The organism is Cryocola sp. 340MFSha3.1, from assembly GCF_000383315.1.
In the GTDB taxonomy this organism is placed as follows: domain Bacteria; phylum Actinomycetota; class Actinomycetes; order Actinomycetales; family Microbacteriaceae; genus Leifsonia.
In genome coordinates, this window is record NZ_KB911087.1 from 1,264,155 (window position 1) to 1,278,870 (window position 14,716).

10 protein-coding genes, 1 tRNA gene and 1 other RNA gene are annotated in these 14,716 nt (G+C 70.7%); 2 read left to right on the top strand and 10 right to left on the bottom strand.

What is annotated here, in order from left to right; all coding sequences use genetic code 11:
• Positions 1-4: 4 nt before the first annotated feature.
• The 5 genes from H284_RS0106025 to ffs form a co-directional block, all read right to left on the bottom strand.
• Positions 5-1,366, bottom strand: coding sequence for an acyl-CoA thioesterase/bile acid-CoA:amino acid N-acyltransferase family protein (locus tag H284_RS0106025; protein ID WP_051092448.1), 1,362 nt, complete (start codon positions 1,364-1,366; stop codon positions 5-7).
• A gap of 16 nt (positions 1,367-1,382) precedes the next feature.
• Positions 1,383-2,585 carry an acetate/propionate family kinase gene (locus H284_RS0106030; protein ID WP_020075521.1) on the bottom strand — a complete coding sequence of 401 codons (1,203 nt, stop codon included), beginning with the start codon at positions 2,583-2,585 and terminating at the stop codon, positions 1,383-1,385.
• Positions 2,582-4,717, bottom strand: coding sequence for a phosphate acetyltransferase (gene pta / locus H284_RS0106035; protein ID WP_020075522.1), 2,136 nt, complete (start codon positions 4,715-4,717; stop codon positions 2,582-2,584). The genes H284_RS0106030 and pta overlap by 4 nt, the downstream gene beginning before the upstream one ends.
• A 1-nt stretch (position 4,718) precedes the next feature.
• Positions 4,719-6,050, bottom strand: coding sequence for a DUF1254 domain-containing protein (locus tag H284_RS0106040; protein ID WP_020075523.1), 1,332 nt, complete (start codon positions 6,048-6,050; stop codon positions 4,719-4,721).
• Positions 6,051-6,164: 114 nt separating this feature from the next.
• Positions 6,165-6,261, bottom strand: an RNA gene (gene ffs / locus H284_RS20680) — signal recognition particle sRNA small type.
• A 103-nt stretch (positions 6,262-6,364) separates the two neighbouring features.
• Between ffs and H284_RS0106045 the strand changes: the two genes are divergently transcribed.
• Positions 6,365-6,452 (top strand) — tRNA-Ser (locus H284_RS0106045).
• A 48-nt stretch (positions 6,453-6,500) separates the two neighbouring features.
• On the opposite strand, the gene H284_RS19960 is transcribed toward H284_RS0106045, so the two are convergent.
• Positions 6,501-7,130 (bottom strand): SMI1/KNR4 family protein, encoded by a 630-nt coding sequence (locus H284_RS19960; protein ID WP_020075524.1) that lies wholly within the window; start codon positions 7,128-7,130, stop codon positions 6,501-6,503.
• Between the two features lie 43 nt (positions 7,131-7,173).
• Entirely contained in the window at positions 7,174-8,547 is a 1,374-nt protein-coding gene (locus tag H284_RS0106055) for a DUF445 family protein (RefSeq protein ID WP_020075525.1), read from the bottom strand.
• Between H284_RS0106055 and H284_RS0106060 the strand changes: the two genes are divergently transcribed.
• Complete coding sequence (locus H284_RS0106060) at positions 8,546-9,253, top strand: hemerythrin domain-containing protein (protein ID WP_020075526.1); 708 nt, start codon at positions 8,546-8,548, stop codon at positions 9,251-9,253. The genes H284_RS0106055 and H284_RS0106060 overlap by 2 nt on opposite strands.
• A 26-nt stretch (positions 9,254-9,279) precedes the next feature.
• On the opposite strand, the gene H284_RS20495 is transcribed toward H284_RS0106060, so the two are convergent.
• Genes H284_RS20495 through H284_RS0106080 form a run of 3 tightly spaced genes read right to left on the bottom strand, consistent with a single transcriptional unit; the run spans position 9,280 to position 14,709 of the window.
• Positions 9,280-13,047 (bottom strand): D-Ala-D-Ala carboxypeptidase family metallohydrolase, encoded by a 3,768-nt coding sequence (locus tag H284_RS20495; RefSeq protein WP_020075527.1) that lies wholly within the window; start codon positions 13,045-13,047, stop codon positions 9,280-9,282.
• Positions 13,048-13,060: 13 nt separating this feature from the next.
• The gene (locus H284_RS0106075; RefSeq protein ID WP_020075528.1) at positions 13,061-14,206 is read right to left on the bottom strand and encodes a hypothetical protein; all 1,146 of its coding nucleotides are present in this window, start codon (positions 14,204-14,206) and stop codon (positions 13,061-13,063) included.
• The gene (locus H284_RS0106080) at positions 14,203-14,709 is read right to left on the bottom strand and encodes a hypothetical protein (protein ID WP_155885446.1); all 507 of its coding nucleotides are present in this window, start codon (positions 14,707-14,709) and stop codon (positions 14,203-14,205) included. The genes H284_RS0106075 and H284_RS0106080 overlap by 4 nt, the downstream gene beginning before the upstream one ends.
• Between the last annotated feature and the right edge of the window lie 7 nt (positions 14,710-14,716).

Consider the following 14,716-nt stretch of genomic DNA (forward strand, 5'->3'; position numbering starts at 1 on the left):
CTGGTCATCCGAGCACCGCCCGGAGCAGGTCGCGGCCGACCGCGTTCCAGAACGCGATACGGGCCTTCTCGGTCGGCTGGCCGCCGGTCGCCGGGAGGGCGATCGGCAGGCCCGGCGGCACGCTGACGGGATGCGTCGCGCCGTCGGCGTAGATCGTCCGGTCGCCGGGGCGCGGCTCCCGGGTGGCCGCCAGGGCGCGCTGCCAGGCGCACGACGACGGCAAGGTCGCGTCCTGCGTGCCGCAGGCCAGCACGACCGGGCCGTCGACGCCGTCGATGGACGGCACCGCGGAGGGGACGACGGTTTCCGCGTCGGTGAGGCAGGGAAGGCCGGACGAGTCCTCGAAGACCGGGGCCACCCGCGCCGCGGGCAGGCACAGCAGCGCCGGCGCGCCCCCGGCGACGAACAGCCCGTGGATGCGCGACGGGAACCGTGTCGCCGCCCAGACGGCCAACTGCTCGGCCGCCCCGGTGCCGTAGACGTAGACGCGGTCCTGCTCGATGTCGGGGCGCTCCGACAGCCAGTCGAACACGGCCTGCACGGTCGTGTCCGCGACGATGCCGGTCGAACGCACGCCGTCCGCCGCCGCGGCGACCGGGATGCGCAGCACCGAGGCGCCGAACTGCGCGATCACCGGGGCGACGTAGTCGCCGGACGCCCCCGGCCGCGCGTCGTCGAACATCAGCACCACCGGCGTCTGCGGGTGCTCCAGGCTCGCCGCGCTGTAGAAGGTGGCGAGTGCGACGTCCTCGTGCGTCTGCCGCGGCAAGCGCGGGTCGATGGCCGGCCGGAGGTCGCGCGTGTAGATGGTGCGCACCGCGAGGGACGATGCCAGCCCGTCGAGTTCGAACGATCGGGAGGCGACGACGCGGCCGGCGTCGGAGGCGGCGACGGTGACGCGGATGGTGTCGCGCATCCACTGCCGGGCAGCCGCCTCACCCGACAGCTGCGGCCCGCGCAATGTCCAGAACAGCCCGGCCGAGTCGGGCTCGGTGAACGGGGCGAGCTGCGGCCGGGCGGCCGCAAGGTCGAGCGTCCCCGAGGCCGGGACCGTGTAGGTCGCCGCCGACGTCCAGGTGCCGTGCGCCGTGGCGAGCCGCGCGGTCAGCCGTAACCGCGCCCCGGGCTCGGCGCCCACCAGCTCCAGTGGGAAGGGCCAGAGCACGGCGCTGTAGCGGACGAGCGGTGAGGTCACGAACCGGGCGCCGGCCGCCACGTCCCCGGTCGCGCACCCGGCGAGCGCGGTGACCGCGACGAGTGCGGAGGCGACGACCGCCACGATCCGCGGCAGCAGGCCGGGGCGGCGCGCGGCGGACACGCGTCGCGGCATCCCGTGCCGTTCGCCGTCGCCGCGCCGTCGCCGCATGGCCTCTCTGCTCCCGTCAGCCCCCGGTCGCTGCCCGAACCGCCTCGAGCGACTGCCGGGATATCTCCAGCTCCTCGTTCGTCGGCACCACCAGCACCGTCACGGCGGAGTCGTCGGTCGAGATGACCCGCGCGTCGCGCGACGTGCTCGCGTTGCGCTCCGGGTCGAGCCGGATGCCGAGCACCTCCAGCCCGGAGAGCACCTCCGCACGGAGCGCTGCGTCGTTCTCGCCGACTCCGGCCGTGAAGGTCAGCACGTCGAGGCGCCCGAGCAGCGCCGTGTACGCACCGATGTAGTGCTTCAGTCGGTGAACCGTCACATCCAGAGCGAGGCGCGCAGCGTCATCCCCGCGACCCGCCGCCTGACGGACATCGCGCATGTCGCCCCGGCCGGAGAGACCGAGCAGGCCACTCCGACGGTTCAGCAATTCGTCAAGGTCGTCAGTCGACAGCTGCGCGCGCCGCGCCAGGTGGATGAGCACCGCCGGGTCGAGATCGCCCGACCGCGTCCCCATGACCAGGCCCTCCAGCGGCGTCATGCCCATCGACGTCTCCACCGAGCGGCCGCCGTCGATCGCGCACGCCGACGCGCCGTTGCCCAGGTGCAGGACGATCTGGCGCAGCTCGCCGAGCGGCCGTCCGACGACATCCGCCACCGTCTCGGAGACGTACTTGTGCGACGTACCGTGGAAGCCGTACCGCCGCACACGATGGCGCTCGGCCAGGTCGGCGTCGATGGCGTACGTGTACGCCTCCGGCGCCAGTGTCTGGTGGAACGCAGTGTCGAACACCGCGACGTGCGGCACGTCCGGGAACGCCTTCTTGGCGGCACGGATGCCCTCGAGGTTCGCGGGGTTGTGCAGCGGCGCGAGGTCGGACAGGTCCTCGATGTTGATCTCGACGAGCGGCGTGACGATCGTCGGCTCGAAGAAGCGCTTGCCGCCGTGGACCACGCGATGGCCGACCGCATCCAGCGGGTTCTCGTCGAGGCTGGGGCCCTCCGCCGCGAACGCGTCGAGCATCGCGCGGAACCCGGCCGTGTGGTCCGGGATCTCGAGTGTGCGCTCGCTCGTGCCGTTCGGCCCGCGGTGCGTGGTGTGCCCGCTCGACTCGCCGATCCGCTCCACCAGCCCGGAGGCCAGGGACTCCTCGGTCTCGCTGTCGATCAGCTGGTACTTGAACGACGACGAACCGCTGTTGACGACCAGGACGGCGCTCATGACAGCGCCGCCTGGATCGCCGTGATCGCCACGGTGTTGACGATGTCGTCGACGGTCGCGCCGCGGGACAGGTCGTTGATCGGCTTCCGGAGGCCCTGCAGGACGGGACCGATGGCGACGGCGCCCGCGCTCCGCTGCACCGCCTTATAGGTGTTGTTGCCGGTGTTGAGGTCCGGGAAGATGAACACGGTCGCCCGCCCGGCCACCTCCGATCCGGGCATCTTGGCGGCACCGACCGCCGCATCCGCCGCCGCGTCGTACTGGATGGGGCCGGCCACCGCGAGCTGCGGCGCGCGCTCCCGCACCAGCTCCGTCGCCGTCCGCACCTTCTCCACGTCCGCCCCGGCGCCGGAGTCGCCGGTCGAGTATGACAGCATGGCGACGCGTGGCTCGATCCCGAACTGTTCGGCGGTCCGAGCGGACGAGATCGCGATGTCGGCCAGCTGCTCGGAGGTCGGGTCCGGGATGACGGCGCAGTCCCCGTAGACGAGCACGCGGTCGGCGAGGGCCATCAGGAAGACACTGGACACGACCGAGACGCCCGGCGTCGTCTTGATGATCTCGAAAGCCGGCCGGATGGTGTGCGCCGTCGTGTGCGCGGCGCCGGACACCATCCCGTCGGCGAGCCCCAGGTGCACCATCATCGTGCCGAAGTAGGACGTGTCGGTGATGGTGTCGGACGCCTGCTCGATCGTGATGCCCTTGTGCGCGCGCAACCGGGCGTACTCGGTCGCGAACCGCAGCCGCATCACATCGTCGAACGGGCTGAGCACTTCCGCGCCGGAGAGGTCGAGACCCAGCTCGATCGCCCGCGATCGCACCTCGAACGGCTCGCCGAGGATCGTCAACTGGGCGACCCCGCGCGCCAGCAGGGTGTGGGCGGCACGCAGGATGCGGTCGTCCTCCCCCTCGGGCAGGACGATGTGCTTCTTCGCCGCCCGCGCGCGCTCGATCAGGTCGTACTCGAACATGAGCGGGGTGACGACGTCGTGCCGGGAGACGTTGAGGCGGGCGAGGAGCGCGCCCGCATCCACGTGCCGTTCGAACAGGGCGAGCGCGGTGTCGTACTTGCGCTGCGAGTCGGCGGCGAGCCGGCCGCGCGCGTGCGTGATCCGCACCACCGTGTCGTACGTGTCGAGCCCGGTCCGCACGATCGGCAGCGGCGACCGCAGGCCGGCGAGCAGCCGTTGGATCGGCTCCGGCAGGTCGAACCCGCCGTTGAGGACGATGCCCGCGATCGACGGGAAGGTGCCGGACGCGTTCGCCATCAGCACGGCCAGCAGCACCTCGGTGCGGTCGCCCGGCACGACGACGACCGCGCCGTCCACCAGGCGCGGGAGCACGTTGTTCATCGACATCCCGGCGACGACCACGCCCAGCGCCTCGCGGGTGAGCAGCGCCTCTTCGCCGGCGATCAGGGTCGCACCGGTCTCCTCCATGATGGAGCGGATGCTCGGCGCCACCAGGAACGGGTCCTCCGGGATCGCCCACACCGGCGGACGGTCCGCACTGCCGGCCGCGGCCGCCGCCGCACCGACGACCGACCCGACCGCTGCGACGATCTCATCCAGCATCCCGTCGTCCGCCCGGTTCGCGATGACCGCGAGCAGTCCGGCGTGCTCCGTCCGCAGCTCGGCGACGGCGATCTCCGCCAGCTGGCGGAGCTCCTCCGGCGAGCGCGGGTCGGCCTGCCCGAGGCGCTCCCCGAAACCCTGGCCTATCCGTCCGCCGAGAACGAGCAGCACCGGCGCGCCCAGGTTCGCGGCGATCCGGGCGTTGTACCCGAGCTCGGTCGGGCTGCCGACGTCCGTGTAGTCGGAGCCCAGGATGACCACGGTGTCGCACTGCGCCTCCACCGCGCGGAAGCGCTGGACGATCTCGGCGAGGGCCGCATCCGCGTCGGCGTGGACGTCGTCGTAGGTCACGCCGAGCGCGTCCTCGTACGAGATGTCCGCTGTGATCCGCTGGAGAAGAAGCTCGAGCACGTAGTCGCGTTCGTCGGTCGACCGCGCGATCGGGCGGAAGACGCCCACTCGCTCGACCGAGTGACGCAGGGACTCGAGCACGCCGAGGGCCACGGTGGACTTGCCGGTGTGCCCTTCGGCGGAGGTGATGTAGATGGAGCGCGCCACGTCAGCCGATCCGCTCGATCGCCGGGATGCCGTAACGCCCGTCCAGCACCTCGTCACCCGGCAGGTACAGGCGGAGGATCGGGCGGAAACGTCCGGTCGGTGCGGGCAGCCAGTTGGCGGCCGCCTTCTCATCGGTCGGTCGGGTGGCGCTCATCGTGATGGTCAGTCCTCCGTCGTCGTCGTACACGAGCCCGCTGGTCCTGTCGCCGACCGAGTAGCGCTCGATCGGGTTGGCGACGAGGTAGTAGTGCGGGAGGTCGTACATGGTCAGTGACCAGAAGGCGCCCACCGGCGGCGTGGGGTTCAGCCGGAGGCGGTAGACGTGCTCGCCGCTGAGCGGCTCGCCGTCGGCGTCCTCGTAGGTCATGATGTAGGCCGCTTCGTAGGCGTGGTTGCCCCACAGCCCGCCGAGCGCCGCCGCAGCGCGGTGCGCGTACCGGGTGCGCGGGTCGTCCAGCTTCCACTCGGGCGCGTCGATGGCCCCCAGCTCGAAGAAGTCGAGGTTGTAGTCGAAGACGTGGAGGTTGACCGCCCAGTGGTCGGTCAGCGTCCCGGAGGTGCGCAGTGCCGACTCCAGTGCGTCCTTGCCGAGGGCGTACCCGGCGGCGAGCGCCTGGCGCACCCCCTCCGGCTGTTCGACGATCGTGTACGGGCTCACCAGCCCGAGCGGCGCATACGACTCGAGCGCGGGCCGATCGCGCAGCGCCGGCGGGAAGGCCTGCGACCACACCCGCAGCTTCTCGAAGAAGTCGAGCGCTTCGCCCTGGCCGCCGTCCACCGCCGGGACGCCCTGCGGCGGGACGAGGGTCTGGTGCAGCTGCGTCAACATCAGTGCGTCCTGCAGCGCGTGGACGGCAGGGAGGTCATCGGCGCCGTCGACCGCCCACCGTCCGACGATCGTCGCAACGCGTGTGGGGAAGCGGATGGCCGGGAGTCCGGAGGTGTCGGGCGCGGCCTCGTCGTCGGGCGGCAGCAGCAGGAACTCGCCACCCTCTCCCCCGGTGGCCCGGGTGCCGATGTAGGCGAAGTTGTTGGTCCACGCGTCCACGAACTGCAGGACGAAATAGCGGTCACCGGCTGCGGGGACGCTGAGCCTCACCGGCCCGACCCCCAGATCGACCTGGGCGATCGAGTACACGGTGTCGTTGTTGATCGACACGAACGTGTCGTCGGGTCCGGCCAGCTCGCGCGCGTGCCCGAACGAGTTGTATGGCGTCGGAGGAACCGACCCGATGCCCTCCTCCGTGAACCGGACGACCTGCTCCAGGTCGAACACGAGCGGGAAGCCCACCACGTACGCCTCGGTCGACAGCTCGGTCAGCTGATCGGTCACTGCGGCACCCGTCCCTCCATCGCTCCACGGAAGACACGGACCATTCTACAGGGCGTAGAAGGTCCGGCACTGGTGGCCACAATATACGCGGCGGCGGTGACACGCGGCTGGACATGAAAAGACTCCCCACGCACCCGCCAGAGCCCGGTTACCCTTGCTGCGTTTCCGCCCTGGGGGAGTTGGCCTGGATGGCGCCACGTGGGGAGCCATCAACGATTGTAGCGGCTACGGATGGGAGCCGTGTGCGCGAGGCCCTCCGGCATTCGGGTAAGATACTGGGAGCCGCCGGCCGCGACAGCGAATGGCGACGACCAGGAGAATTCGCCTAGTGGCCTATGGCGCACGCTTGGAAAGCGTGTTGGGTGCAAGCCCTCGGGGGTTCGAATCCCCCATTCTCCGCCAATTGACTCCGCGCGTGACGGCTCGTTTCTCGTCAGGTGAAGCAGCGCCTCAGATGCCCATCTCGACAGACGTCCCGTCAGGCGCTCCGTGGATTCGCTTCGCCAACGCGCCTCGGGTTCGCATCGCCTCGGCGTCGCGCACGGGGCCGAGATTGGAAAGCGCGTAATCGCCGCCCAGGACGAACGGCACCGTCGGGACGAGGCGGTACCCGGGCGTCAGTGCGCCATGCTCCTGCTGCCACGCGTGCGCGAGTGGATGGCCGGTGAGAAGGGAGTAATCACGCAGGATCTCGGCCGCCCACGCGTCGAGGGAGTCGGCGATGACGACGCGCTCCGCCGTTTCCGCGTCGAACGCAACGACGTCGGATCCGGCGAACCCGAACTGGCTACCGAAAACGTCCTCGGCGAAGAATGTGAGGCCGTGATCGAGACCATCGTAGGAATCTCTCCAGAGCGATTTCCGGTTCCATGCGCGGATGTCCACCGCGTCGGCGCCCAATCCCCTTACGAGCAGGGCGGATTCGAACGCATAGAAGCCGTTCCGCGCGCCGAGAAGCGCTAGGAGCTCCGATGATCCGCCGAGATCGTCGAGCGTCGAATCCTGCACGACGAGTTGACCCTCGATCGGCGCGCTGCCGAGCTCGATCAACGTTCGCAGGTGTGGTCCGATCTGGCTCATTCGTCTCCGCTTTCGATCCCGTTCGTGGGCAGACCCTCCGACGCTAGAGCAGCGCCGAGATACCCGTCGCCACACCGTAGATCGCAAGGCCCGCGAGCGCGCCGACGACCGTGCCGTTGATGCGGATGAACTGCAGGTCGCGGCCGACCTGGGTCTCGATCTTGTCGGTGGTCTCGGCCGCATCCCACGATTGCACCGTCTCGGTGATGACGTGCGAGATGTCGCTGCGGTAGTTCGTCACCAGGTGCAGGGCGGCGTCGGTCAGCCGGGTGTTGAGGGATGCCCGCATGTCGTCGTCGGCCAGGACGCGGCGGGCGACGTCGGCGACGAAGGCCTCCGCGCGGCGGCGCAGGTCGCTGTCCTCCTCCGAGAGCGCATCCAGCGCGGCCGTGCGTGCGGCTGACCAGGTGGATGCGGCGAGCTCGCGGATCCGCGGGTCGTCGAACGCGCGGCCCTTCGCCGCCTCCAGGCGTTCGATGGTCGCCTCGTCGTGCTGCAGCCGGTCGGTCAGCTGAGCGAGGTAGTCGTCGAGCGAGCGACGGAGGCGGTGGTCCGGGTCGTCCCGCATCTCGCGGACGAACCGGCGCGCCTCCGCATGGAGACGCTCGTCGATCACACGATCCACGAACGACGGCAGCCATGACGGGAGGCGCCGCGACACCACAGGTCCGAACGCTTCCGGATTCGCCGCGAGCCACTCATCCAGCCGGTCCAGCAGCAGGTCGACCGCCTCATGGTGGCCGCCCGAACTGAGCACACGCTCCCCGAGCCGTCCGAGCGGCGGACCCCACTCGGGCGCGACCACGTGCGTGCGCATGACACCCTCGATGGCTTCCCGCATCCGATCGTCGTCGAGCAGCGCGGCCAGCCCGGTCATGCCACGGAAGGACTCCGCCACCACGCGGCGCGAGTTCTGCGGCTCGGAGAGCCAGTCGGCGACCGCCCCGGCGAGGTCGATGCCCCGAAGCTTGCCGGCGACGACCTCGTCGGAGAGGAAGTTGGTCTCGACGAAGTCGCCGAGGGTCGCCCCGATCTCGTCCTTACGGGTCGGGATGATCGCCGTGTGCGGGATGCGGAGCCCGAGCGGATGCCGGAACAGGGCGGTCACGGCGAACCAGTCCGCGAGCGCGCCCACCATCGCCCCCTCGGCGGCGGCGCGCACGAACCCGAGCCACGGGTAGCGGTCCTGCAGTGCGAAGGCGATGGCGAACACCACGGCGGCCACGGCGAGCAGGCTCGTCGCGAGGGCCTTCATCCGCCGCAGGGCGAGTCGACGTTCGGCGTCGGTCGGGAGGGTTGCGGTCACGTTGTGGATGCTACTCACGCCCGGCGAGAGCGCACGGTGAGCATCGGACGCCGCTCGTCGCGGGAAATTGGGGAGCGCGCATCCCGCCGCGGGGTCGTAGAGTTCCGCCATGTCGGCGACCTCCCTGCCCTCCTCCGGCGAACCTCCCCTCACCGGCCCGAAGACCTGCGACGCGAGCGGGATGATCGAGATCCATCGGCTGTTCCGCCACTCCTTCGCCGAGGCTCCCGGCCTGGTCGAGGGTGTGGCCGACGGCGACATCGCCCACGCGGACGTCGTCGCCTCGCAGCTCGACCTCGTGTCCGTCTCGCTCCACGGCCATCACGAGGGAGAGGACGCCCGGCTATGGCCGGCGATCGACGAGAGGCGTCCCTCCTGCGCCCTGCACGTCGAACGGATGAAACAGCAGCACGCCGCGATGCTCGTCCACCTTCAGGAGCTGGACCGCGCGGTCCCTGCATGGAGGGCGGCGCCGGGCGCGACGACGGCCGCGCCGGTGCAGGCGGCGCTGACGGGCATCAACGCCGCGCTGGCGGAGCACCTCCCCGACGAGGAGGCGAACATCGTCCCAGTGATGGAGTACACGCTCACCGAGCCCGAGGTCGAGTGGTTCGCGAAGCACGGACGCGCCAGCACGCCCAAGGGTCAGACCTGGAACATGCTGGGAGCGATCCTCGCCGCGCAGCCGGACGGCGGCAAGGAATGGCTCGGGAAGAACCTCCCCGCACCGGTCGCCCTGGCCTGGCGGTGGGTCGGCTCGCGCAAGTACGCGCGGTACCGCGCCGCTCTCGAGGGGCGGGTGACGCCCGCGGCCTGACCGCGGGCTGCTCCGCGTCCGGCGTCTCAGCCGTCGTACGCCTCTTGGAGCACCGAGATCAGGTGCTGCAGCTTGATCGCATTGATGCGGGACTGCCGGAACTGGCCCTCCTTCGGCGTTCGGTGGAAAGCCCACACCGGCAGCGTGGGGATGGTGCCGTCCGGATCGGCACTCGTGGACATGTCCCGGCGGCGGAACTTCCGGAACGACTCAGCGACCATGTTCCATCGCATGTAGGTGAGACCGTCGAGGTCGAGCGGGGTCGGCGTGGACGCCGCGATCTCCGGCGCCGCCACGACGTCGGCCCTGTTCTGCCGCCAGAACGCGTCCACCAGCATGAGCGACAGGACGAAGAACCGGGTGGTGGGGACCACGCTGAACCGGTCCGTGGTCCCCGGAACGCGGCTCACCGTCAGCTGGGAATCGATCTCCGCCGACACATCCCGTGGCAGCCTCCCCGCCGTGACATGCTGTGCGACCGCAGCGCGCAGGATCGCGTCGTGCTGCGTACCGGTGCCCGGCCGGTCGTCGATCTCGTTGTCGCGGTTCGGCTGCTTGGGTTTCAGCAGGATGTAGTGGTCGATTCCCATGTTGACGAAGTAGCAGCGCGAGCGCCAGATCGAGCGGGCGTCCGCCGGGCTCGTCGCGACGACCTCGCCGGCGACCTGCGGCTGCCCGAGGCCCTCCTTCACCCAGAGGGCCATCAGCGTCCACGGCTCGACCGACTGCAGGGGGTTCTCCGCCCACGCCCGATACGCCTGCTCGAACCGGTCGTCGGTGGAGTTCGCGGCGTACGGGTTGCGCTCCGCGTCCACACCGGTCTCGGCGGCGATCCTCCGCCGGGACGCCGAGGTCCGGCTGGTCGGTCTGCCGGCGTCACGACGGGCCTGCGCGGCGTGGGTGCGGGCGAACGCGATGCCGCGCTGCAGCACGGCGGCCCGCGCCGCGGGGTCGGTCGCCGCGATGAACGCAGGCTTGATGATCCGGAACCGGTCGTCGACGACCGGCGTCGGAGCAGGCTTCGGCTGCGGGTTCGGATGGGGCTGCGGCTTCTTCTTGCCCTTTTTCGCGACGTGGTGGGCGAGGACGACCTGCTTCGCCGCCAGGCCCGCTGCCCCCGGGAGGTACGTCCACAGCTTCCAGGTGCCGCGGACGTCCACATGGAGGTAGTTGCCGCCGATGCCGAGCGCGAGGTCGTCGTCGACAGCGTCGATCGCCGCCTGCGCCAGCTGGGTGCCCGTCAGTCCGATCACGCGGATGTCCGCGGCCTGGCCCGAGGCGTGCCGGGTGTTCTTCGGATGGCCGCCGCGCGCCTCCGCGACGGCCAGCGCCTGGGCCCACCGCCGGTAGCCGGAGTCGACGTACACCGGGCGCCCCAGGCGCGCGCGGATGGCCTGGAGCACGCGGACCAGTTCGGGCGAAATGCGCGAGTACGGCGACGCCGTTCCTCCGCTCGACGCCAGCTCGCGGACGACGAAGTTGGTCGCCAACTTCTGCCGGTGGGTCGACGGCGGCGTCGCCACCAGCGGGACGCCCGTGTTGTTCGGGTCGGCGTATCCCGGAGCCGCGGCGATGGATGCGGGGGCGGGCGCGAGCACCAGACCGGACGGATAGACGACGCCGGTCGTGACGAACCCCTCCTCCAGCCCCTCGAAGCCCTCCGACTCGCCGTCCTCGTCCTCCGACTCCTCCGCCACCATCGCCGCGGGCGTGAAGGCCTCGGAGCCGGACTGCTCGGTCTCCGACCACTCGTCGTGGCCGCGCTCGGAGTCGAACGACTCCGCCTCCCCGGCCTCGCTCTGGTCGAAGCTCTCGCCCTCGTCGAAGGCTTCGGCCTCATCCAAGCTCTCGCCCTCGTCGAAGGCTTCGGCCTCATCCAAGCTCTCGCCCTCGTCGAAGGCCTCACCCTCGTCGAAGGCCTCACCTTCATCGAAGGCCTCCGCCTCGTCGAACCCCTCCGCCTCCTCGAAACCCTCAGACTCCGATTCCGCCTCGTCGTACCCTTCCCCCTCGGTGTCCAGATACTCGGCCTCGCCCTCGTCGAGCCCCTCCAGGGCGAACGACTCCGCGTAGTACTCGGGTTCGAAGAACTCGCCCTCGTCCAGGTTCTCGCCCGGATACGGGCCCTCGTACGCATCCCAGGCCAGCGACTCCTGTCCGTCGAACGCCTCCTGCTGGACACCGGGCACCGGGCTGGTCCCCGACAGGTCGGCGCCCGCGTCCCCGAGCAGTGTGCTCCCGTACCTCTTCGGGATCGTCCCGTGCTGCTCCGTGGTGCGCTCCACCCGGAACCGCGGTCGCAACGGCGCGGCGGCGGGAACGGAGAGCACGGCGGCGAGCTGCCGGGCGAGTGCCTCGCTCGACGGCTGCGTCGACTTCTTGCCGTCGGCGCGGTACAGCACACGCAGCGCCGGGGCAGGCGCGGAGGGCGACGCGATGTGCCTGGCGACGCGTCTCTCCATCCACGCGCCGAGCGCCGTCGCCCGCTGGTAGAGGGCGTCGAACACGAAGACCTCGTCGGGATCGGTGTGGTTCAGGATCGCGAGGAGCGCCTTCCCGCCGCCGGAGTGCGCGGTGAGGATGAGACGGCCCCGCGGCGCTCCCACGCCGGTCCGTGCGGTGAACGCGGCGAACGCCGACGCGATCAACGCGTCCAGCCGCCCGGCGGGTGTCAGCGCGGGGAAATCGTAGCCGCGCCCCGAGTCCCCACCGAAGTAGTCGCCGCGCGGCAGGATCGTCAGCGTCGGGCGGGCGCGGCTCCCGAGCCCGAGACCGCTCACCGGCAGCTTCTCGGTGTCGACGCGCATGGCGGCACCGCTCGCCGAGAAGCCGTGCAGATGGACGACGACGTCGATCGCCGTCGGCGAGCTCATCGCGTTCCAGCCGAGGATCAGATCGGGATGCGTGCCGCGGTGCGACGCGAGCAGCGGCGATCTGCGGATCACCAGGCCGCCGGCTCCCGTTGCGCCAGGGACGATGGGGATGGGGACGATCGGGACGGGCACGGGAGGGACGGGCACCGGAACCGGCTGCGGGAGCTTCCCTGCCTTCTTCGCCGCGCGATACGCGTCGATCTCGGCGATCGCACGCCGGTTCGCCTCCCCTTTCAGGTAGGTCCAGCGACTCCACCTCGGCCGCACGTCGACGTGGGCGTAGTCGCCGCCGATCCCGACCCCGATCGTCGGTCCCCAGACGTCGATCGCGAGTTTGGCGATCTGCATCCCGCTGTAACCGGAGATCCGGATGTCTGCGGCCTGACCCGAGCAGTGGCGGCTCAGGGTCGGCGGCTTGCCGTAGCCCTTGTACACGACGCCGTTCCGCTTCCACGATCGGTAGCCGGAGGTGATCCGCACCGCCCTGCCTGCGCGGTCGCGGATGCGCTGCAGCAGGTCGACGAGCGCCGGAGCGATGCGGGCGGGATCGGCGTACACGCCGCCGCTGCGCACCAACTCGCCGACGGTGAAGTTGCGCGACACCTTCTGCGATCGCACAGCGGGGCCGGTCGAGAGCAGCGGGATCCCGGTGTCGTTCGGGTCCCAGTGCTCCTGCCCGGGGCCGGTCGCGCCGGTCGTCTCCGAGAGCACCAGCCCGGAGGGGAACGTCTCGCTCTCCGCGGAGGGACCCTCGAGCGTGAAGCCCTCGTATCCCTCGAACGCTTCGTATCCTTCGTACTCCTCGGACTCGTCCGCCGTGAATCCGCTCTCGTTCACGGTGAACCGCTCGCCGGGCGTCACCTCGAACGGCGACTCGAACCCGCCGGGCACCGGCTGCTCGTCGAAGGTCTGCGTCGGCATGATCGCCTCCGTCTCAGCGTGCCAGGGCCGCGGGCCGGCGCTGCTGGGTGTCCACCGGCGCTTTGCGGGCCTTCAGGTCGCGGCCGGCGGCCGAGGACCACTCGGTGATGACCCGGCGCGTGTAGGAGCCGAGCGGCTGCACCGGCGACGGACCGGGCGCGACAGTGTCGTAGAGCACCCACGCGAACTCCGGCCCGGTGACGATGTCGGCTTCGATGGTCCTCATCAAGATGGACAGGTCCTGCGCCATCGTGATGAGCGACGTCGACTTCGAGTGCGCCGCCAGGCCGACCCGTTCGCCGACCAGCCGCAGGCGGTCGCCCGCGCTCGTCGCCTGGGACTTGAGGTCGGTGATGACGGAGGTGTTCGAGTCCAGTGTGAGGTTCAGCCAGCCGACCACCGTGGCGGCCGCCAACTCCTCGCGCGCGAGCACGGCGTTCTGCCGCCGCGATCGGAGGATGTACTTCAGCTCCTGGGCGATGGCGTAGATGCGGTCGTTGTCGGCGGAGTTGACGCCGGCGACGTTCCGCAGGTTCACCATCGCCTGCCAGACCTCGTACAGCAGCTCCTCGAACAGCCGGACGAACGTCGAGTTGGATGCGGTGGAGCGGGCGTAGGTCGCCGGCCGGTTGTCGTCCATCCCGAAAGACAGGTCCATCCCGAACATCCGCCAGTACGCGTTCCGGCGCACCGCCTCGGGGTCCGTGCGCACAGAACTGGTGCTCAGCCAGAGCGGCAGCGGATTCCATGCGCCGAGGAGCAGCGCCTCCGTGGTGTCCAGCCAGCGCTGGGTCGCGATCGACGGCACGCCGAGGCTCTCGCCCGTGCGGTACTCCTTCACGACACGGGCGAAGATCTGCACCATGCGGGTGTTCTCGAGCACGTACGAGGACAGGAAGTGGTCCCAGGCCGGCCCCGCGACCGGGACGTAGCCCGCGAACTGACCGGTGGCGAAGAGGGCGCTGCGGGCCGGTCCGGCGCGGTAGCCGTTCGGCGCCCAGACGTCGGCGCTGTCCCACACCTCCTCCAGGTACAGCACGAGGTCGAGCGGATCGGCCTTCAGCACAGCGGCGGCCGCGTCTGCGGCGTTCCCGATCGGGAGGACGGGCCCGGGCGCCGACGGCGGCGAGAGCAGACGGTTGGTGAGCTGCGGGATCATGACGGCATTCCCTCCTGGGTGTAGCCGGCCGAGCCGGCGGCGCCGGTGTCCGGCCGGTCGCGCGGGTCGTTGAGGAAGCCGACGTCGTACTCGCCCAGCGGCACCTGGTACGAGTCGGCCTGGATGCGCTGCTGCGTCGCCTGCAGCGACGCGAAGCGGTACTGGGTCGGCAGAGGGAGCGGGGTCTCCCCGCTCGGCGGCCGGAACTCGGTCAGCGGCTCGAGCTGCCCGATCACCTGCTCGAAGCCGTTCTCGAGCACCGTGCTGATCGCATCCAGGCCGCTGACCAGGAACAGGTCGCGCTGGCGGTCCTCGTACTCGCGGCGGAGCTGGGACTGCTCGCTGCGCAGCTGCTCGTACTCCTGGCGGAGCGCCTCGCGCTCTTCGGCCAGCCGCGCCGTCTCGACGGCGATCAGCGCCTCCATCGCCTCGAGTCGCTGCGTCGTGTTCTGGCGTCCCGAGGACCCCGAGGATCCTCCTCCCGGGGGAGCTGACTGGGCCATTTCGTCT